Source organism: Glycomyces sambucus, assembly GCF_900102815.1.
GTDB classification, from domain to species: domain Bacteria; phylum Actinomycetota; class Actinomycetes; order Mycobacteriales; family Micromonosporaceae; genus Glycomyces; species Glycomyces sambucus.
Window position 1 is genome coordinate 211,729 of record NZ_FNGF01000009.1, and the last position, 20,988, is coordinate 232,716.

General features: G+C 71.5%; 15 protein-coding genes. 6 read left to right on the top strand and 9 right to left on the bottom strand.

Going from position 1 to position 20,988, the window contains the following annotated elements; genetic code table 11:
* Positions 1-999, bottom strand: coding sequence for an AAA family ATPase (locus tag BLS99_RS24035; protein WP_091054327.1), 999 nt, complete (start codon positions 997-999; stop codon positions 1-3).
* 321 nt (positions 1,000-1,320) lie between these two features.
* Here BLS99_RS24035 and leuS point away from each other — a divergent pair, with 321 nt between their 5' ends.
* Positions 1,321-4,134, top strand: coding sequence for a leucine--tRNA ligase (gene leuS / locus BLS99_RS24040; protein ID WP_091054268.1), 2,814 nt, complete (start codon positions 1,321-1,323; stop codon positions 4,132-4,134).
* 409 nt (positions 4,135-4,543) lie between these two features.
* Positions 4,544-5,920 carry an endo-1,4-beta-xylanase gene (locus BLS99_RS24045; RefSeq protein WP_218126836.1) on the top strand — a complete coding sequence of 459 codons (1,377 nt, stop codon included), beginning with the start codon at positions 4,544-4,546 and terminating at the stop codon, positions 5,918-5,920.
* Between the two features lie 93 nt (positions 5,921-6,013).
* On the opposite strand, the gene BLS99_RS24050 is transcribed toward BLS99_RS24045, so the two are convergent.
* Positions 6,014-6,484 (bottom strand): Dps family protein, encoded by a 471-nt coding sequence (locus BLS99_RS24050; protein ID WP_091054270.1) that lies wholly within the window; start codon positions 6,482-6,484, stop codon positions 6,014-6,016.
* 226 nt (positions 6,485-6,710) lie between these two features.
* Here BLS99_RS24050 and BLS99_RS24055 point away from each other — a divergent pair, with 226 nt between their 5' ends.
* From BLS99_RS24055 to xylA, 3 genes are read left to right on the top strand one after another with little or no spacing between them, the layout of a single operon-like run.
* On the top strand, positions 6,711-9,008 hold the full coding sequence (locus tag BLS99_RS24055) for a TIM-barrel domain-containing protein (RefSeq protein WP_091054271.1): 2,298 nt from the start codon (positions 6,711-6,713) through the stop codon (positions 9,006-9,008).
* Positions 9,009-10,400, top strand: a complete 1,392-nt coding sequence (xylB, locus tag BLS99_RS24060) for a xylulokinase (RefSeq protein ID WP_091054272.1) — start codon at positions 9,009-9,011, stop codon at positions 10,398-10,400.
* A gap of 14 nt (positions 10,401-10,414) precedes the next feature.
* Entirely contained in the window at positions 10,415-11,587 is a 1,173-nt protein-coding gene (xylA, locus tag BLS99_RS24065; RefSeq protein WP_091054273.1) for a xylose isomerase, read from the top strand.
* Between the two features lie 194 nt (positions 11,588-11,781).
* Here xylA and BLS99_RS24070 read toward each other — a convergent pair whose 3' ends face one another.
* Together BLS99_RS24070 and BLS99_RS24075 are read right to left on the bottom strand one after the other, a co-directional pair.
* Positions 11,782-12,330, bottom strand: coding sequence for a GNAT family N-acetyltransferase (locus BLS99_RS24070; protein ID WP_091054274.1), 549 nt, complete (start codon positions 12,328-12,330; stop codon positions 11,782-11,784).
* A 111-nt stretch (positions 12,331-12,441) separates the two neighbouring features.
* Entirely contained in the window at positions 12,442-12,930 is a 489-nt protein-coding gene (locus BLS99_RS24075; protein WP_176953515.1) for an Imm1 family immunity protein, read from the bottom strand.
* Between the two features lie 292 nt (positions 12,931-13,222).
* Here BLS99_RS24075 and BLS99_RS24080 point away from each other — a divergent pair, with 292 nt between their 5' ends.
* Positions 13,223-16,093, top strand: a complete 2,871-nt coding sequence (locus tag BLS99_RS24080; RefSeq protein WP_176953516.1) for an AfsR/SARP family transcriptional regulator — start codon at positions 13,223-13,225, stop codon at positions 16,091-16,093.
* Here BLS99_RS24080 and BLS99_RS24085 read toward each other — a convergent pair.
* From BLS99_RS24085 to BLS99_RS24105, 5 genes are all read right to left on the bottom strand, one after another.
* A complete protein-coding gene (locus BLS99_RS24085; RefSeq protein ID WP_091054277.1) occupies positions 16,083-16,874 on the bottom strand; it encodes an ABC transporter permease in 792 nt (263 codons plus the stop codon). The genes BLS99_RS24080 and BLS99_RS24085 overlap by 11 nt on opposite strands.
* Positions 16,871-17,839 (bottom strand): ATP-binding cassette domain-containing protein, encoded by a 969-nt coding sequence (locus tag BLS99_RS24090; RefSeq protein ID WP_091054278.1) that lies wholly within the window; start codon positions 17,837-17,839, stop codon positions 16,871-16,873. Before BLS99_RS24090 ends, BLS99_RS24085 begins: the two co-directional genes overlap by 4 nt.
* Before the next feature lie 111 nt (positions 17,840-17,950).
* Entirely contained in the window at positions 17,951-18,808 is an 858-nt protein-coding gene (locus BLS99_RS24095; protein ID WP_091054279.1) for a serine hydrolase, read from the bottom strand.
* Between the two features lie 211 nt (positions 18,809-19,019).
* Positions 19,020-19,955: a carbohydrate ABC transporter permease gene (locus tag BLS99_RS24100; protein WP_091054280.1), complete on the bottom strand. Its 936-nt coding sequence runs from the start codon at positions 19,953-19,955 to the stop codon at positions 19,020-19,022.
* Positions 19,952-20,932 carry an ABC transporter permease gene (locus BLS99_RS24105; protein WP_091054281.1) on the bottom strand — a complete coding sequence of 327 codons (981 nt, stop codon included), beginning with the start codon at positions 20,930-20,932 and terminating at the stop codon, positions 19,952-19,954. Before BLS99_RS24105 ends, BLS99_RS24100 begins: the two co-directional genes overlap by 4 nt.
* Positions 20,933-20,988: the final 56 nt, after the last annotated feature.

Here is a 20,988-nt window from a genome sequence, read left to right on the forward strand (position 1 = left end):
CTAGAACCTCCCCGGGTGCGACACCACCGGGACGTGCCTCAGGATGTCCGAGACGATGGCCTTCGTGTCGCCCCCGCCCATCGTGGTCTCCGTGGTCGGAATGAGGCGGTGCGCGAGCACCGGGACGGCGAGCTGCTGCACGTCGTCGGGCAGCGCGAAGTCGCGCCCGTCCATCGCCGCCAGCACCTGAGTGCACCGCAGGAGCTGGAGCGTCGCCCGCGGGCTCGCCCCCAGGCGCACCTGCGCGTTCGTGCGGGTCGCGCCCACCAGGTCCACCACGTACCGCTTCAGCTCCGGCGCCAGGTGCACCGCCCGCGCGGCCGCGATCATCCGCACGACCATCTCCGCGTCCGCGATCGGGCGCAGCGCGTCGAGCGGGTTGTACTCCTCGCGGCGGTCCAGCAGCGCCAGCTCCGCGTTGATGTCCGGGTACCCGATCGCCAGGCGCGCGGTGAACCGGTCGCGCTGCGCCTCGGGGAGCGGGTAGGTCCCCTCCATCTCCACCGGGTTCTGGGTGGCGATGACCATGAACGGGCTGCGCAGCTTGTACGTGTTCCCGTCGACGGTGACCTGCCGCTCCTCCATGCACTCCAGGAGCGCGGCCTGCGTCTTGGGGCTGGCGCGGTTGATCTCGTCGCCGAGGATGAGGTTCCCGAAGATCGCGCCCGGCTTGAACACGAAGTCGCGCTTCTCGGGGTCGAAGATGCTCACGCCCGTGACGTCCGAGGGCAGCAGGTCCGGCGTGAACTGGATGCGCCGCACCGAGCAGTCGATGGAGCGCGCGAGGGCCTTGGCCAGCTGGGTCTTGCCGACGCCCGGCACGTCCTCCAGCAGCAGGTGCCCTTCGGCCAGCATGACCGCCAGCGCGAGCTTGATCGTGTGCGACTTCCCCTCGATGACCCATTCGACGTTCGTCAGGATGGCCTCGGCCGTGGCCTTGAACTCCTGGGGCGAGAGCGGCGCGGGACCCTGTGCCTGCGGCGTGCTCGGGAGCGGCATCGCGCCGTCGGGCTGCTCGGGGGACGACTCGAAGGTCAACGGTCCTCCTGGGGAGTCGGTGAGGTGGGTGTGCGGCGTGCGCCGGAACCGCCGCGTTCTGGCCATCCTACTCGGACCCGCCCAGACGATATGTCCCGCGCCACCAGGGGACCGGTCGGCTACACTGAGGGCATGACTCGGCGATTCGAGCTCCTTACCTAGCCGTGCGGGACAGATCCCAGCACGGCCACCCCAGCGTGTCTGGGGTTTTTTGCTGTCTAGGGTCAGTACCCGGAGAACGCCGACCGTACCCAGAGCCGCTTCAGGACACCAGGACGAGCCATGACCGAACCCGCACACCGCTACGACGCCCAGCTGGCCAACGAGATCGAACCGCGCTGGCAGGAGCACTGGGAGGCCGAGCGGACCTTCCGCGCCCCGAACCCGGCCGGCGAGCTGGCCGAGCCGGGCCACCCGCGGTCCGGCGCCCCGAAGAAGTTCGTGATGGACATGTTCCCGTACCCCTCGGGCGCGGGCCTGCACGTCGGCCACCCGCTGGGCTACATCGCGACCGACGCCTACTCGCGGTACCTGCGCATGGCCGGGTACAACGTCCTGCACCCGCTGGGCTTCGACGCGTTCGGCCTGCCGACCGAGCAGTACGCGGTCGCGACCGGCCGCCAGCCCGCGGAGATCACCGCCGAGAACATCGACCGGTACCGGCGCCAGCTGCGCATGGTCGGCATGGGCTACGACAACCGCCGCGAGTTCGCGACCACGGACCCGGACTACTTCAAGTGGACCCAGTGGATCTTCCTGCAGATCTTCAACTCCTGGTACGACCCCGAGGCCGACCGGGCCAGGCCGATCGGCGAGCTGATCGCCGCGTTCGAGTCCGGCGCGCGCGCGGTCCCCGGCGGGCGCGCGTGGGCCGACCTGAGCGCCGTCGAGCGCCGCCGCGCGGTCGACGACCACCGCCTGGCGTACGTCACCGAGGCCCCCGTGAACTGGTGCCCGGGCCTGGGCACGGTCCTGTCGAACGAGGAGGTCACCGCCGAGGGCCGCTCCGAGCGCGGCAACTTCCCGGTCTACACGCGCACCCTGAAGCAGTGGATGATGCGCATCACCGCCTACGCCGACCGGCTGCTGGCGGACCTGGAGGGCCTGGACTGGACCGAGTCGCTGAAGTCCATGCAGCGCAACTGGATCGGCAAGTCCACCGGCGCGTACGCCGACTTCGCGACCTACGCGGGGGACATCCGGGTCTTCACCACCCGCCCCGACACCCTGTTCGGCGCCACCTACATGGTCCTGGCCCCCGAGCACCCGCTGGTCGACGCCCTGACCGCCGAGACCTGGCCCGCGGACGTGCCCGCCGCCTGGACCGGCGGCGCCGACACCCCCGCCGGGGCCGTCGCCGCCTACCGCGCCCAGGCCGCCGCGAAGACCGACGTCGAGCGCCAGGCCGACGCCAAGGAGAAGACCGGCGTCTTCACCGGCGGCTACGCGACCAACCCCGTCAACGGCGCCACCGTTCCGGTGTTCATCGCCGACTACGTGCTGGCCGGCTACGGCACCGGCGCGATCATGGCCGTCCCCGCCCACGACGAGCGCGACTTCGACTTCGCGACCGCCTTCGGCATCCCGATCGTCCAGGTCGTCGCCGGCGAGGACGAGTGGGACCGCGAGAAGGCGTACACCGCCGACGGCGTCGCCGTGAACTCCGGCTTCCTGGACGGCCTGCGGGTCGCCGAGGCCAAGGACCGCGTCATCGCCTGGCTGGCCGAGCACGGCCGCGGCGAGCGGGCCGTGACCTTCCGCCTGCGCGACTGGCTGTTCAGCCGCCAGCGCTACTGGGGCGAGCCCTTCCCGATCGTCTACGACGAGACCGGCCTGCCCGTCGCCCTGACCGAGGACCACCTGCCGGTCGAGCTGCCCTACCTGGACGACTTCTCGCCCAAGACCTTCGACCCCGAGGACGCCGACTCCGCCCCCGAGCCGCCCCTGGGCCGCGCCAAGGACTGGGTCGAGGTCGAGCTGGACCTGGGCGACGGCCCCAAGCAGTACCGCCGCGAGGTCAACACCATGCCCAACTGGGCCGGGTCCTCCTGGTACGAGCTGCGCTACACCGACCCCCAGGCCGCCCACGTCCTGGCCGACCCCGCGAACGAGTCCTACTGGATGGGCCCGCGGGACGCCGAGGACGTCGGCGGCGTCGACCTGTACATCGGCGGCGTCGAGCACGCCGTCCTGCACCTGCTGTACGCCCGCTTCTGGCAGAAGGTCCTGTTCGACCTGGGGCACGTCTCCAGCCGCGAGCCGTTCCGCCGCCTGTTCAACCAGGGCTACATCCAGGCGTACGCCTACACCGACGACCGCGGCGTGTACGTCCCGGCCGAAGAGGTCGAGGAGCAGGCCGACGGCGTGTACACCTACAAGGGGGAGAAGGTGAACCGCGAATACGGCAAGATGGGCAAGTCCCTGAAGAACGTCGTCACCCCCGACGAGGTCTGCGAGTCGTACGGCGCCGACACCTTCCGCGTGTACGAGATGTCGATGGGCCCGCTGGCCGACTCCAAGCCGTGGGAGACCCGCGCGATCGTCGGCTCCCAGCGGTTCCTGCAGCGGCTGTGGCGCAACATCGTCGACGAGGAGACCGGCGCGACGGTGGTCGCCGACGTCCCGGCCTCGCCCGAGACGCTGCGCGAGATCCACAAGGCCGTCGCCGGGGTCCGCGAGGACTACGAGCACCTGCGCATGAACACCGCCGTCGCCAAGCTGATCACGCTGAACAACCACGTGACCGGCCTGAGCCCGGTGCCGCGCGAGGCCGCCGAGGCCCTGGTGACCATGGTCGCGCCGATCGCCCCGCACATCGCCGAGGAGCTGTGGGAGCGCCTGGGCCACACCGGGGGCATCGCGTACGTCGACTTCCCCGTGGCCGACGAGCGGTTCCTGGTCGAGGACACCGTGACCTACCCGGTCCAGATCAACGGCAAGGTCCGCGGCCGCATCGAGGTCGCGGCGGACGCGGATGAGGACGCCGTCAAGGCCGCCGCGCTGGCCGAGGAGAAGGTCGCGGCGAACCTGGCCGGCAAGGACGTCAAGAAGGTCATCGTGGTGGCCGGCAAGATGGTCTCGATCGTCGCCAAGTAGTACGGAGCGAGGGGCGGGAGCGGAGATCCGTTCCCGCCCTTCGTCACGCTTCGGGCAGGCCGCCGCCGCGGTACGTGTACGCCTTCGTGCGGTCGTCGTGGAGCGTGTACAGCAGGAAGAGGTCGAAGTCCAGGCTCGCGAGGGCGGCGAGGACCTCCACGCCGAGGAGGGCGACCCCTCCGCGGGACCGCCCGAACCGCTTCGCGGGGACGCCGCGAGGCAGTATTGACCAACATCAATGCACCCGCTAGGCTGTCCTCACCCCGTTGGGAGCGCTCCGCTCCTGCGGGCCCTTCCTTCTGAACAGCCTCGTTCCCTCACGGCGCGGCACCACCCTGAGGAGTCCTCCGTGCTGCTTTCCCGACCGCACCTCTCAAGACAGCGCCCTTCAAGGCAGCGCCGCCGGGCGGTGATCGCTGGAGTGGTCACCGTCGCCACCGCCGCGCTCGGCCTCGGCCTCTCCACCCAGTTCGCCAGCGCCCAGACCACCCTGCGCGGGGCCGCCGATGACCTGAACAAGGACATCGGCGTCGCCGTCAGCTACAACCTGCTCCAGAACAACGCCCAGTACCGCAACCTCGTCGCCACCGAGTTCAACTCGCTCACCGCCGAGAACGCGATGAAGTGGGACGCGACCGAGCCCAGCGACGGCAACTACACCTTCACCCAGGCCGACGCGATCGTCGACTTCGCCGAGGACAACGACCAGACCGTCCACGGCCACACCTTCGTCTGGCACCAGCAGACCCCCTCGTGGGTGCAGAACCTCTCCGGCACGGCCCTGCAGACCGCGATGGTGGAGCACATCAACACCGTGGCGAACCGCTACGAGGGGCGCGTCGACTCCTGGGACGTCGTCAACGAGGTCGTCAGCGACTCGAACGGCGCCATGCGCGACTCGTTCTGGCTCCGCGGCCTCGGCGAGGGGTACATCACCACCGCGTTCCAGACCGCCCGCGCGGCCGACCCGAACGCCGACCTCTACATCAACGACTACTCCATCGACGGCATCAACGCCAAGTCGAACAAGGTCTACTCGATCGCCCAGGGCCTGAAGAGCCAGAACATCCTCGACGGCGTCGGCTTCCAGGCGCACCTCATCCTCGGCCAGGTGCCGAGCGACATGGAGGCGAACCTCCAGCGGTTCGTCAACCTGGGCCTGAAGGTCCGCATCACCGAGCTCGACATCCGCATCCAGACCCCCGCGGACGCCAACGAGCTCCAGCAGCAGGCCAACGACTACCGGCGCGTCACCGAGATCTGCGCCGAGCTGGCCGACTGCTCGGGCGTCACCGTGTGGGGCGTGCGCGACGGCGACTCGTGGGTGCCCGGGGTCTTCCCCGGCTACGGCGCCCCGCTCCTGTTCAACGACGACCTCTCGAAGAAGCCGGCGTACAACGCGGTGCTCGACGCCCTCGGCGGCGACGGCAACGAGGAGCCCACCACCTCCAACCCGGTGACCACCACGCCGCCGCCCTCGGGCAGCGGCTGCACCGCGACCCTCTCGGTCCAGAGCCCCTGGAACACGGGTGCGACCTACTCCGGCACCGTGAAGGCCAACCAGAACCTCACCGGCTGGACGGTCACGTGGACCTGGCCCGGATCGGAGCGGATCTCCAACGCCTGGAGCGTGCAGGGGAACCTCTCCGGGGCGACGGTGACTGGCTCGAACGTCGGCTACAACGGCACGGTCGCCTCCGGGCAGACCACGACGTTCGGCTTCAACATCACCAAGGCGAACGGCTCCACGGCCTCGGTGCCGACGGTGACCTGCACGCCCGCCTGACCCGCTGACGCGGGACCCCGACCGCACTCCTTCGCAGAGAAAAAGGCCGGGCCCGGACGCCACCGCGTCCGGGCCCGGCTGCGGGCTTCGCGCCTAGCCGAGTTCGGCCTGGAACATCCAGCTCTGCTTCTCGAGCTCGGCGGTGATGCCGATGAGGAGGTCCTGGGACACCGGGTCGGCCGACTCGGTGGTCTCGATGCGCTCGCGCATGTTCGCGATGATCGCGGTGTAGGCGTCGATCATGAGCGACACGACCTCGGTGTCGGAGATGGTGCCGTCGTGGATCTTGGGCACCGACGAGGTCTCCGCGACCGTGGCCGCGCGCCCGTCGGCGCTGACGCCGATCGCTATCGCCCGCTCGGCCACCAGGTCGGCGGCGTTGCGCGCCGACAGCACGATCTCGTCGAGCTGGAGGTGGAGCGAGCGGAAGTTCTTGCCGTAGACGTTCCAGTGCGCCTGCTTGCCGACCAGTGACAGATCGATGAGGTCGACCAGGGCGCCCTGGAGCGCCTTCGCGGTCGTGTCGCGGTTCTCGTCGGAGAGGCTGGAGCGGACGGTCGACATATCGGTGCACCTCGCAGAGTTCCGGCAGAGTCAATGGCGATCGTAGCCGTACCCGGCCCGCGCGGGGCCAAACTCGCCCGGTCCGGTCCCTTGGCGGGGGATGATGCGGGGTGCGCGGAGAGTCGTCTCCCCGGGTCGCAATTTGTTGGGCTAGTCGATAAACTAATGCGTACCGCGCCGTTCCCGGCCCGGCCCACTCGCAACCCTGAACGAGCAGGAGCAACGAATGCCTTACCGCCCGCCGCTGGTCGCCCGCGAGTTCTTCGTCGCCGACCCCCCGGAGCTGCCCCAGCGCGCCAACGGCGAGCAGGGCCTGTCGGCCGTCACCAGCGCCGAGGTCGTCAGCACCGGCGCCGACTTCGCCCTGCTCAAGGCCCGGACCAGCGCCGACGAGGAGCTGTACGTCGCCATCGCGGTCGCGGGCGAGGGCGTCGTCGGCACCCGCCTCGCGGCGGACCCGGCCGCCCGCCCGGCCGCCGAGAAGATCATCGAGCTGGTGCACCCCGGCGACTTCGCCGGAGCGAAGGTCACCGTCGACGCCGGCACCGTCGTCGTCGACGCCGGGTCCGTGCGCGCCGTGGCGACCCTCGACTCCTGGTCCCTGACGTACACCGACGCCGCCGGGAGGACCCTCGTGGCCCAGAACCCCGGCGAGGAGGACATCTCCGGGCGGCTGCGCACGCTCCCGTTCGGACGCTCCCTCGTCGACGGCGAACCCGCGGCCTACCACGAGTCGTTCACCGCCGCCCCCGACGAGGCGTTCGCCGGCTTCGGCGAGCGCTTCGCCCCGCTCAACGCCCGCGGCCAGCGCCCGCTCATGTGGAACTTCGACGCCTTCGGCTCCGAGTCGATCCGCGCGTACAAGAACGTCCCGATCTACGTGTCGGACCGCGGCTACGGCATCCTCGTCAACTCGGGCGCCCCCGTCGAGTTCGACATGGCCCAGCAGACCCACGCCGCCGTCGAGATCATCGTCCCCGACGACGTCCTGGAGTACTTCGTCATCGCCGGCACCCCCGCCGAGGTCCTCGACCGCTTCGACGGCCTCACCTCCCGGCCCTCGCTGCCCCCGAAGTGGGCCTTCGGCACCTGGATCTCCTCGGGCTTCTTCGTCGACAACGAGGAGCGGGTCCTGGAGCGGGCCAAGCGCATCCGCGAGCGCGGCATCCCCTGCGACGTGCTCCACCTCGACACGTTCTGGCAGCACGAGCCGCACTGGTCGGACATGCGGTGGGACCGCGAGAACTTCCCCGACCCGCGGCGGATGCTCGCCGAGCTCGCCGAGCAGGGCTTCAAGGTCTGCCTGTGGATGAACTCATACATCTCCCACAAGTCCCCGGTCTTCGCCGAGGGCGACGAGCGCGGCTACTTCCTGCGCGACGCCAAGGGCGAGACCTACGTGGCCGACGTCTGGCACGGCTCCCACCAGCCCTCGGGCATCGTCGACTTCACCAACCCCGACGCCGTCGCGTGGTGGAAGGACCTGCTGCGCGGCCCCCTCCTGGACGGCGCGGCCCTGTACAAGACCGACTTCGCCGAGGGCGTGCCCGCCGACGCCGTGGCCTTCAACGGCATGACCGGCACCGAGCTGCACAACGTCTACACGCTGCTCTACAACGACGCCGTGGTCGACGTGACCCGCGAGGTCAACGGGCACGAGCTGGTGTGGGCCCGCTCCTCGTTCCTGGGCGGGCAGCGCCACTCCGCGCAGTGGTCGGGCGACGTCCAGACCACCTGGGCCGGCCTCGGCGGGACCATCCGCGGCGGCCTCTCGCACGGCCTGTCGGGCGTCCCGTTCTGGTCCCACGACACCGGCGGCTTCAACGGCACCCCCACCGACGACCTGTACATCCGCTGGGCCCAGTTCGGCGCGCTCTCGCCGCTGCTGCGCTACCACGGCACCACCACCCGCGAGCTGTGGGAGTTCTCCGAGGAGGCCGAGCGCCTGGCCGTGGCGTCGCTGAAGCTGCGCTACTCGCTCGCGCCGTACCTCTACACCGCCGCCGTCAAGGCGTCCCGGACCGGCGAGCCGGTCCTGCGCGCCCTCAACGTCGACGACCCGTCCGACCCGGTCTCGTGGACGGCCGACCAGGAGTTCCGCCTCGGCACCGACCTCCTCGTGGCGCCGGTGAACGACCCGTCCGGCGAGCGCAGGGTCTACCTGCCGCGGGGCACGTGGATCGACTTCTGGACCAAGGAGGTCCACGAGGGCGGGCGCTACATCGACACCAAGCACGACCTGGAGACGTTCCCGGTGTTCGTGCGCGCCGGCGCGATCATCCCGCGCGTGGAACCGGGCGCGACCATCGGTGAGGAGCCCTTCGCGGGCATCACCCTCGAGGTCTGGGGGACCCCGTCCGAGGGCATCCTCATCGCCGACGTCGACGGCGACACCATCGTGTCCGTCGAAAAAGTTTCTGAAACTTTGGTGACCCTGGTTTCGACCGGCCCGGCCGACATCGCTAATGTGAGTGTCATCGATGTTGCGGGCAAGCCCGCGAATGTGGAGCTGGAGCGTAAGTAGATGACCCTCGTGGCCGGAGTCGACTCATCGACGCAGTCGACGAAAGTGTTGTTGGTCGAAGCCGAGACCGGCGAGATCGTCGACTCCGGTCGCGCCTCCCACCCGGACGGCACCGAGTGCCCGCCCGACGCCTGGTGGGACGCCCTCCAGGAGGCCGGGAAGGGCCTCCTGGAGCGCGCCGACGCCGTCGCGGTCGCCGGGCAGCAGCACGGCATGGTCGCCCTCGACGCCGACGACCGCGTGGTGCGCCCCGCCCTGCTGTGGAACGACGTCCGCTCGGCCCCGCAGGCCGAGCGCCTCACCGCCGAGCACGGCGGCCCCGAAGCCTGGGCCGCCGACACCGGCCTCGTGCTCGCCGCGTCCTTCACCGCGACCAAGCTCGCCTGGCTCGCCGAGCACGAGCCCGAGCACGCGGCGAAAACCGTTTCGGTGATGCTCCCGCACGACTGGCTCACCATGAAGCTCCGCGGCGCGAGCGCCGCCGAGGCCACCACCGACCGTTCCGACGCCTCCGGCACCGGCTACTGGTCCCCGCGCACCGGCGGCTACGTCACCGAGCGCCTGGTCCAGGCGTTCGGCCGCGAACTCGCCCTCCCTCGGGTCGCCGCGCCCAGTGAGATCGTCGGCCGCACCCCCTGGGGCGCGGCCGTGGCCCCCGGCACCGGCGACAACGCCGGCGCCGCCCTCGGCCTGGGCCTGGGACCCGGCGACGTCGCCGTCTCCCTCGGCACCTCCGGCACCGTCTTCGGCGTCGCCGACGTCCCCGCGAACGACCCCTCGGGCCTCGTCGCCGGGTTCGCCGACGCCACCGGCCGGTTCCTGCCGCTGGTCTGCACGCTCAACGCCGCCCGCGTCCTCGACACGTTCCGTACCCTCCTGGGTGTGGACCACGCCGGGTTCGACGCCCTCGCCCTCGCCGCCGCGCCCGGGGCCGGCGGGCTCACCCTCCTGCCCTACCTCGACGGCGAGCGCACCCCGGCCCGCCCCAACGCGACCGGCGTCCTCGCGGGGATCACCACCGGCGCCACCCGCGCCGACCTCGCCCGCGCCGCCGTCGAAGGCATGCTCTCGGCCCAGGCCGACGGCCTCGCCGCCATGGCCGCGCAGGGCCTCGAAGCCCGGCGCGTGCTCCTCATCGGCGGCGCCGCCGCCTCCGAAGCCGTCCGCCGGATCGCCCCCGCCGTGTTCGGCGTCGACGTGGACGTCCCTCCCGCCGCCGAGTACGTGGCGCTCGGCGCCGCCAGGCAGGCGGCCTGGGCATTGTCCGGCCGCGGCGAACCGCCGCAGTGGAAGAACGGGGACACGGAGCGGCTCACCGGCACCGCCGCGACCGTGGCCGACCAGTACGCGACCCTGAGGAACGAGACCGCCTCATGGGACCAGCACCGATAGCAAAGGAACTGATCATGACCGACAAGTACGCACCGGTGCCCGAGGACAAGTTCTCCTTCGGCATCTGGACGGTCGGCTGGGCGGCTCAGGACGTGTTCGGCTCGGCCACCCGCGCCGACATGGCCGCCGACCGGGCCGTCCGCGAGCTCGCCGAGATCGGCGCCTACGGCGTGAACTTCCACGACAACGACGTGTTCGCGTTCGGCGCCGCCGAGTCCGAGCGCGACGCCAAGATCGCGGCCTTCCGCAAGGCCCTCGACGAGACCGGGCTCAAGGTCACCACCGCGACCACGAACCTGTTCGGCCACCCGATCTTCAAGGACGGCGGCTTCACCCACAACGACCGCGACGTCCGCCGCTTCGCGATCAGCAAGGTCATGCGCAACATCGACCTCGCCGCCGAGCTCGGCGCCGAGATCTACGTCGCGTGGGGCGGGCGCGAGGGCGCCGAGTCCGGCGGCTCCAAGGACGTCCAGTCCGCGATGGCCCGCATGAAGGAGGCGTTCGACACCCTCGGCGACTACGTCGTCGAGCAGGGCTACGACATCCGGTTCGCCATCGAGCCCAAGCCGAACGAGCCCCGCGGCAACATCCTGCTGCCGACCCTCGGCCACGCCATCGCGTTCATCAACGAGCTCGAGCGCCCCGAGCTGACGGGCATCAACCCCGAGATCGGGCACGAGGAGATGGCCGGGCTCGACTACGCCGCCGGCATCCGCCAGGCGCTGTGGCACGGCAAGCTCTACCACATCGACCTCAACGGCCAGACCGGTCCGCGCTACGACCAGGACCTGCGCTTCGGCGCCGGGAACGTCGGCGGCGCCTTCTGGACCGTCGACGCCGTCGAGGAGGGCATCGCCAAGGGCCAGTACACCGGCCCGATCCACTTCGACTTCAAGCCCCCGCGCACCGAGGACGACAAGGGCGTGTGGGTCTCGGCCGCCGCCTGCATGCGCAACTACAAGATCCTCCAGGAGAAGGTCAAGGCGTTCCGCGCCGACCCCGAGGTGCAGGAGGCCCTCAAGGCCGCCCGCGTCGACGAGCTCGCCGTCCCCACCCTCGGCGAGGGCGAGACCTGGGCCGACCTCAAGCACGTCGAGGTCGACGTCGAGGGCCTCGCCGCCAAGGGCATGGCCTTCGAAGCCCTCGACCAGCTCGCCCTGGAGCACCTGTACGGGGTGCGCTAGACACGTACGGAGAACGGAACAGGGCCCGGAGCTTCAGCTCCGGGCCCTGTTCGCAACCCCACACCCATCAGTAGGATCCGCGCCTCGCGGCGCTGTCACCCTCAGGAGGATTCGATTTCCCCTTGCACCGAACACTACGGAGGGGCCCTCCGCGCATCCGGTGAGAACGATGAGAGGTTGATTGGAACCGCGCGCTAGCGCCGCACGGGCACCGGCGCCGCGGGCGGGTCGGCCGGGACCGCGAGCGGCTTCTGCCAGATGCCCACGTCGTGCCAGCCACCGAACTTGTAGCCCGCCGCGTCGATCCGGCCCACCAGCCGGAAGCCGAACGCCGCGTGCAGCGCCTCGCTCCCCGGGTTCGGGCTCGTCACCAGCGCCATGACGCTGCGGAAGCCCTGCGACTCCAGGCGCGCGAACAGCTCCCGGTACAGGGTCGAGCCGACGCGGCGCCCGCGCTGGCCCTCGGCCACGTACACCGTCGCCTCCGCCGTCCAGTCGTACGCCTGCCGGGGGTTCCACGGCTTGGCGTAGGCCAGGCCCACCAGCTCGCCGCCGTACTCGGCCGCGAGCCACGGGTAGCGCGACCCGTAGGACGCGAGCTCCTGCTCCCAGTCGGCCGCCGACTGCGGCTCGGTGCGGAAGTTCGCGGTGCTCTCGGCGATGTAGTGGTTGACGATCGCGGCGATCGACACCGCGTCCGAGGACTCGGCGAAGCGCACGGCGACCACGTCGGTGCTGGTCATGGCCGAATCCTATCGAGCCGGGCGCCGCGCGCCGACCCGCGTTCCCGCACTCCGGGCGTCCGCCGCAGGGGCGTTGGACACACCGGACGGCGTTCTCACCGCACGGCGTCCTCACCAAACGGTCGAGGGCCGCCACGCCACCATCGTCGGGCGCAGCCCGCCGGTCGCCCGGAAGTCCTCCACTGCCCGCGCCAGCGAGCTCAGGGCGATGTGCGCGTCGGGCGGGAAGACGCTCGCGGTGTCCATGTCCCGGTAGAGCCGGATCTGCGGCGCCCAGCGCCGGTCGGAGTACGACACCCATGCCCCCGGGCCGTAGTCCTCGCCGCCGGGCCCGTAGTACGAGAGCGCGCCGACCTCGGTCTCGCGGTCGGCGATGATCTTGAGCCCGTGGTCGGGCCGCCCGCCGGGCTCGTAGCCGGGCCGGTCCCGCACCAGCGCCGTCGCGACCTGGACCAGGTCGGCGGCGACGATCGTCGCGACCGCGGCGGCCACCCCGTCCGGGTCGTACGCGAGCAGGATCTGGGTCCCGTGGTCCCTCGTCTGCAGCCTGAACTCGGCGCAGTGTCCGGCCACGTGCTTGCCCGCGGGGCCAGCGCTCATGGGCGGCGCTCCTTCCGGGACGGGAGAGGCAGGCGGGCCGGAGTGAGAATCGTGTTGGTATTCGACTCGGAACGCCATGGCGGACACCGCACCTCATGTTTGTCGGAGTGTGTGAACGACAGTACGTGCGCCGTCAGGCGGTTTGTGCGATCAGTCGGGAAGTTGACAGAAACGCCGTGATATGTCGTGACAACCTGTCCATGCAAGAAATAGATTCCACTCAGGAGCCGAGCCCCCCTCGCCACCCGGACCGGCTCCCCGCCCCGCGCGCCCACGCGGCAAGATGGACCCCATGCGAGTGGAGCTTCTGGGACCGCTGCGGATCACCGGCGACGACGGCGCCGAGGTCCCCGTCCCGGCCGGCCGCCAGCGCGCCCTGCTGGCCCGACTCGCCCTCGACCCCGGCCGCCACGTCACCGCCGACGCCCTCATCGACGCCCTGTGGCCCGACGAGGCGCCCGCGAACGCCGCCGGCGCCCTCCACACCCAGCTCTCCCGGCTCCGCCGCGTCCTCGGCGACCGCGTCGTCCACGGCCCCGGCGGCTACCGCCTCACCCGCGTCGGCACCGATGTCGAGGAATTCGAACGGATTGCGGCCCAAGCCGAATCGGCCTCCAGAGAGGACTCGCCCGCCGCCGTCCGCGACCTCGCCGAGCGCGCCCTCGCCCTCTGGCGGGGACCCGCCCTCGCCGACCTCGAAGGCCGCGGCCCCGCCGGCGCCGCCGCCGTCCGCCTCACCGTCCGCCGCGAAGCCGTCGCCGCCCTCCACATCGAGGCCCGCCTGCGCCTCGACGGCGCCGACGCCGTCCTCGCCGACCTCGCCGCCCGCCACGCGGCCGACCCCCTCGACGAACCCGACGCCGCCCGCTACATGCGCGCTCTCGCCGCCTCCGGCCGCCGCGCCGACGCCCTCGCCGTCTACGAGCAGGTCCGCGCCAAACTCGCCGACGACCTCGGCGTCGACCCCTCGCCCGTCCTCGGCGAAGCCCACCTCGACGTCCTCCGCGGCATCGAACCCGTCGTCCCCGAGACCCGGCCCAACGGCCTCCCGCAGCCCCTCACCGCCTGCATCGGCCGCGAGGACGAGCTCGCCGAACTCCCCGCGCTCCTCGACCGCCACCGCCTCGTCACCCTCACCGGCCCCGGCGGCACCGGCAAGACCCGCCTCGCCGTCGAGGCCGCCCACCGCCTCGCCGCCGCCGGGCGCACCGTTCGCATGGTCGAGCTCGCGCCCGTCACCGACGCCGGGAAGCTCCCCGAAGTCCTCCTCGACGCCCTCGGCCACAGCGAGTCCGTCATCGCCCGCCGCGGCGACGAGCCCGAGACCCGCCTCGCCGAAGCCCTCTGGGGCCGCGACCTCGTCCTCGTCGCCGACAACTGCGAGCACGTCGTCGAGTCCGCCGCGGCCCTCCTGGCCCACCTCCTCGCCCGCGTCCCCACCCTCCGCGTCATCGCCACCAGCCGCGAGGCCCTCGGCATCCGCGGCGAGACCGTCGTCGGCGTCGGCCCCCTCCCGCTGCCCGACCGCGACGACCCCCTCGACGCCGTCCGCGCCCACGCCGCGATCCGCCTCTTCGAGGAGCGCGCCCGCCAGAGCGACCCCGCCTTCACCGTGGACGCCGCCAACGCCGCCGCCGTGGTCGACCTCTGCACCGCCCTCGACGGCCTCCCCCTCGCCATCGAACTCGCCGCCGCCCGCCTGCGCGCCCTCACCGTCGACGACCTCGCCGCCCGCATCGGCGACCGCTTCGGCCTCCTCGCCCGCGGCCCCCGCACCGCCGAGCCCCGCCAGCGGACCCTCCGCGCCGTCGTCGACTGGAGCTGGGACCTCCTCGACCCGCGCGAACGCGACGTCCTCGCCCGCATGTCCGTCTTCAACGGCTCGGCCGACCTCGACGCCGCCTGCGCCGTCTGCTCCGCCGACGCCGACGACATCGCCGGCCTCGTGGAGAAGTCGCTCGTGCAGCGCCTCCCCGGCGGCCGCTACCGGCTCCTGGAGACCGTCCGCGAGTACGCCGCCGCCCGCCTCTCCGAGGCCGGCGAGACCGCCGACCGCTACGAGCGCCACGCCGCCCACTACGCCGGCCTCGCCCTCGCCGCCGAACCCCACCTCATGCGCGCCGAGCAGGTCGAATGGCTCGACCGCCTCGCCGCCGACCACGGCAACTTCACCGCCGCCGTCCGCCGCATGATCGCCGCCGGGAACGCCGCCGCCGCGCACCGCGCGGTCACGCCCCTGTCCTGGTACTGGTGGATGCGCGGCCACCGCCGCGAAGGCCAGGAGCTCGCCCTGCGCGTGCGCGCCATGCCCGGCGACGTCGACCCGATCCACCGCGCCGAGATCGTCCTCGCCGGCACCTGGGGCCTGTGGTCCGGCTGGCTCGACCCCGCCGAGGTCGAGGCCGAGTTCGCCGCCGCGCAGGCGCTCTGCGAGGCGCACGGCCTCTACGACCGGGACCCCCTGCTGCGCATGATCCCGCTCATCCGGGCCCTCCTCGCCGATGACGAGGACGCCCTGCGCGCGATCATCGCCGCCCTCGACCCCGAACGCGACGCCTGGGTCCGCGGCATCGGCCTGCTGTTCGCCTCCGAGTACTCCGAGCGCGCCCGCGGCGCCGGCGCCGCGCTGGCCGACCTCACCGAGGCGAACCGGATCTTCACGCGGCTAGGGGAGCGGTTCGGGCTCATCATCACCCTCCAGGGCCTCGCGGCCGAGCGCATGGCGAACGACGACTACGAGGGCGCCCGCGGGCTCCTCATCCGCGCGCTCGCCGCCGAGTCCGAGTTCGGCGCCGACCTCGCGGAGTCGGTGATCGCCGAGTACCTGTGGCGCCTGGACGCCCGGCACGGGGACGACCCGGCCGCGGTCCTGGAGAAGATGCGCGAGATCGGCGCCCGCGCCGAGCGGATCGGCAACGCCGAGAACGTCATCGCGGCCAGCACCTCGGCCGCGATCTGCCTGCACCGCCTGGGCCGGCTCGAAGAGGCCCGCGACGAGCTGCTGCTCGCCGAGACCCTGCTGCCGCAGTTCCTCGACTTCTCCGAGGTCGCCGTGCACCTGTACCGCGAACTGGTGAAGGTGGCGCACGACGGCGGCGACCCGGAGCTGGAGGCCCGGGCCGCCGCGATGCTCAGCGAGAGCAACTGGCCGTTCAGCTCGTGAGGCGCCTGCGGTAGGCCCGCAGCGACAGCGGCACGAACACCGCCAGGATCGCGGCGCACCAGCCGAGGAGCGCGAGTGTCTCGGCGCCGGGCGCCTCGCCCGCCAGCAGCACCCGCATGGTGTCGGCGAGCGCGGTGAGCGGGTTGACCCGCGCCCACCACTGCACCGGCCCGGGCAGCGTTTCGATCTCCACGAACATCGTCGAGGTGTACGCCAGGGGCATGAGCAGGCTGACCATCCAGGTCTGGATCTGCTCCTCGGACTTCGCGGTCAGGCCCACCAGGACCATCGTCCACGAGCACGCGGAGAGGAACAGCACCACCACGAGCACGGTGGCCGCGACCCCGACGGCGCCGCCGTCGGCGCGGTACCCGATCGCGAAGGCGACGCCGCCGACGATGAGGAGCGCCCACAGGTGCTTGACCATGTCGGCCGCGACCCGCCCGGCCAGGAGCGCGAACCGCGACACCGGCATCGCGGTGAGGCGGTCGAACACGCCGGTCTTCAGGTCCGCGAACAGGCCGAGCCCGGTCGAGACGATCGCGAAGAACAGGCCCATCGCGATGAGGGTCGGCCCGGCGTAGTCGAGGAACGCCTGCCAGGTCCCCATCATCTGCCCGCCCATGAAGAACGTGATGGACAGCAGGATCATCATCGGGATCATGATGAAGTCGACGAGCTGCGCGGGCTGGTTCCTGACCGACACGAGCGAGCGCGCGGTCATCGAGGCGGCCTGCGCGAGCGGGCCGCGCGTCGTGGTCCAAGTGGTCGTGGTGGTCATGCCGCCGCCTCCGCCTTCCGCTCGTCGTGCTCGGTCTCGGTCCGGTGCCCCGTCAGGGTCAGGAACACCTCGTCCAGGGTCGGCTCGTGGAGCCCGAACGCGGCCAGGTCGGTCCCGGCCTGCACGACTCGGGCCATGACCGCGGTCGCCTCCCCGGGGTGGGCGACCGGGACGGCCACCTCGTCGTGCTCGATCCGCGGCGCCGCGCCGACGGACCAGTTCGCGAGCTCCGCCAGCTGCCGCAGGGCGTCGGGCCGGGCCGGGCGCATCCGCAGCACCAGGCCGCCGACGGCCTGCTTGAGCTGGGTGGGCGAGCCCGAGGCGATGACGCGGCCCTTGTCGATCACCGCGATGGCGTCCGCGAGCTGGTCGGCCTCCTCCAGGTACTGGGTGGTGAGCAGGACCGTGGTCCCCTCGGCGACGAGTTCGCGAACGACCGCCCACAGCCCGGTGCGGCTGCTGGGGTCGAGCCCGGTCGTGGGCTCGTCGAGGACGAGCACTTCGGGGCGGCGCACGATGGACGCGGCCAGGTCGAGGCGGCGGCGCATGCCGCCGGAGTAGCCCTCGACTGGCCGGGACGCGGCGTGGGCCAGCTCGAACCGCTCGATGAGCTCGTGGGCGCGGCTGCGCGCCTGCGACCGCGAGGCCCCCAGGAGCCGGGCGATGAGGACGAGGTTCTGCTCGCCGGTGAGCGCGGCGTCGAGCCCGGCGTACTGGCCGGTGAGGCTCAGGCGCTCGCGGACCTTCGCGGCGTCGGCCGCGACGTCGAGTCCGAGGACCCGGGCCGTCCCGGCGTCGGGGAGCGTCAGCGTCGACAGGACGCGCACGGCCGTGGTCTTGCCGGCCCCGTTGGGCCCGAGCAGGCCCAGGACCGTGCCGGGGGCCGCGCCGAGGTCCACGCCGTCGAGGGCGCGGACCTCGCCGAAGGACTTCACCAGCCCCCGGACTTCGATCGCGTACTTCATGAAGGGCGCCTTCCTGCTGTTCGGTGGGTGTGGAACCAGCCTGGCGCCCTTGCCTTTCACCCGCCTTTCACGGCGCTTTCACTACGTCCGCGCCGAGTGAAAGCGGCCCGTTCACGCCGGTTCGGGCAGCGCGTCGACCAGGAACCGCGCGACGGCGGTCATCTCCGCGGCGGCGGCCTCGTCGCTCGTCCGGCGCTCGTCCCAGGCGCCGAAGACCGCCGCGATGTACCGGTGGCCGGCGCCGACCGCGCCGGTCGAGACGAGGAACAGGTCGGGCTTGCAGCAGCCCCAGCCCTGCTTGACCGCCCAGTCGAGACCGTCCGCGGCCGTGGGGATCCCGAAGGTCTGGTCGTAGCCGTCGGACCCGAGTTCGGTGGTCGCCGCCATCGCGTCGACGATGACGTCCCGCTCCTCCGCCGGCACCTCGGCGAACAGGAACTCGTACATCCGCACGATGTCGGAGGCGGAGATGCGCACGTCGCCCCAGCGCCCCCAGTCCGGCGACGGCGCGGTGTGCTCCAGTCCCATCTCGGCGGCCAGCTCCTCGATCACGGCCGGCCCCTCCACGACGCCCCACAGCTCGTTGGCGATCGGGTCGTCGCTCCTGGAGATCATCTCGGCCACCCGGGCCGGGTCGGCGCCGCTGCGCAGCGCGCCGACGGCGATGAGGACCTTGGCGACCGACATGCTGTAGTGGACGTCGTCGGGCCGGTAGCTGAGCAGGTACCGGTCTTCAGCGGTGTCGTAGAGCACGAACGAGAACTCGCCCGCCAGCCCTGCTTCGGCCACGAAGTCCGCCGCCAGGGACTCGGGGGTCGCCGCCTCCGGAGTCGGCTCGGGGGCGAACACGATGTCCCCCTTCGGTTCGGGCAGTGCGGCGAGGACGCCGAACGTGAGCGCGACGACCGCGACGGCGGCGACCGCCACCGCGATCGGCTTCCGACCGACGACGCTGAACCGTTGCGGCATGCGGCACCCGTCTTCCGGCGTAGGGGAGGGCCGTTCTCGGCAGTCGGGAGTCTAGCAATCCGCAGGTGGCGGCCGCGGAACCCGGACTTTCGGCGGGGGCCGACCGGCGGGGGAGGAAGGCCGCGCGGCAGCCGTTCGGCGGGGGCGCCGCGCCGGGAGCACGCCGAAGGGCCGCCCCCGCGGAAGCGGAGACGGCCCTGAAGCTGCCCGGCTAGCCCTTGATGGCGCCGGTGATGATCGCCTTCGTGAAGTGCTTCTGGATGAACGGGTACATGATGACGATCGGGACGATCGTGCACACGACCACGGCCATCTTCAGCGCCGCGGTCGGCGCGGCCTCGGCGGCCTGGTACTGGCCGATGTCGGCCCCGGGCATGCCCTGCGTCGACATGAGCATCCGCTGGAGCACCACCTGGATCGGCTGGGTCTCCAGGCCCGGCGTGTACAGCACCGCCTGGAAGTACATGTTCCAGTAGCCGACCGCGTAGAACAGGGCGATGACCGCGAGGATCGCCTTGGACATCGGCAGCACGACCTTGAACAGGATCCGGAACTCGCCCGCGCCGTCCATCTTCGCGGCGTCGATGAGCTCGGCCGGGACGCTGTTCATGAAGAACGAGCGCAGCACGATCAGGTTGAACGCGTTGAGCGCCATCGGCAGGATCAGCGACCAGTACGTGTCGAGCAGGCCCAGCTTCTGCACCACCAGGTAGCTGGGGTACATGCCCGGGCCGAACAGGAACGTGAACAGCACCAGCATCAGCAGCGGGCGGTGCGCCAGCGAGCCGGGCCGCGAGAGCCCGTACGCCGCGCCGATGGTGAGGATCATGCTCAGGGCGGTGCCGCCCGCGGTGAGCAGGACCGTCAGCAGCAGCGAGTTGGTGAGCGCGCCGCCGCCCAGGATCTCCCGGTACGCCTGGGTGCTGACCTCGGTGGGGATCAGCAGCAGGTTGCCGCCGGCCTGCTGGAGGGCGGCCTCGCTGGCGAAGCTGGTCGCCACGACGGCCCAGATCGGGAGGACGATCGCGGCGGCGTAGCAGATGAGGAAGGCCGCCTTGACGAACTTCCCGACGAAGGACGGCTCCTCGTCCCACGCGGCGCGCTGGCTCCTGCGGCGGAGCTTCGGTCGGACAGCAGCGGTGGTCATGACTTCTGGTAGATCCCTTGCTCTCCGAGGCGGTGGGCCACGTTGTTCGCGACGAGGATCAGGATCAGCCCGATCACGCCCTTGAACAGGCCGGCCGCGGTGCCGAACGAGTACTGGCTGGTGAGGATGGCGCGGTAGTAGACGAACGTGTCCAGCACCTCGGTGGTCTGGTAGCCGACGGCCTCGCGCTGCAACTGGTACTGCTCGAATCCGACGGTGAGGATGTTGCCGATGTGGAGGATCAAGAGCAGCACGATCACGGGCCGGATGCCCGGGATCGTGATGTGCCACATGCGCCTCCAGCGTCCGGCGCCGTCGACCGCCGCGGCCTCGTACAGGCTCGGGTTGATCGAGGCGAGCGCCGCCAGGAAGATGATCATGCCCCAGCCCGCGTCCTTCCAGGCCCACTGGAGCCAGGCCAGGAAGGTGAACGTCCCGGGGTCGGACATGATGTCGAGCCGGTCCCCGCCGAAGCCGAGCAGCCAGTTGCTGGCCAGGCCGTCGGCACCGAGGACCTGCACGAAGATGGTGACGACCAGGACCCACGAGAAGAAGTACGGCAGGTACACGATCGACTGGAAGACGCTGCGGACCTTCGTGGACACCACGCTGTGCATGATGAGCGCCAAGGCGATCGACAGCGGGAACAGGAACACCAGGTTGAGCGCGGAGAACTTCAGCGTGTTCAGCAGCGCCGGCACGAAGTACGGGTCGGAGAAGAGCCGCTCGAACCAGGCGAAGCCGACGAACGGGTTCTCCCAGAAGCCCCGGTAGGGGCTGTAGTCCATGAACGCGATGATGTTCCAGGACGAGGGCCAGTAGAAGAACACCGCCAGTTGCGCCAGCGCGGGGGCGGTCATGAGCAGCAGGGGCCAGTCGTGGCGCAGCCGCTGCTTGACCGTGCGCTTGCGTTTGAAGTCGGGACGACCCCCTGCCCGGCCGGAAGCCGGGGGCGCTGAGGTCTGGAGTGCTGTCATCGCTTGTGTGTCCAGTCAGTGCGGTGAACGGGGAAGGGACCGGGCGGCGGTGGGAG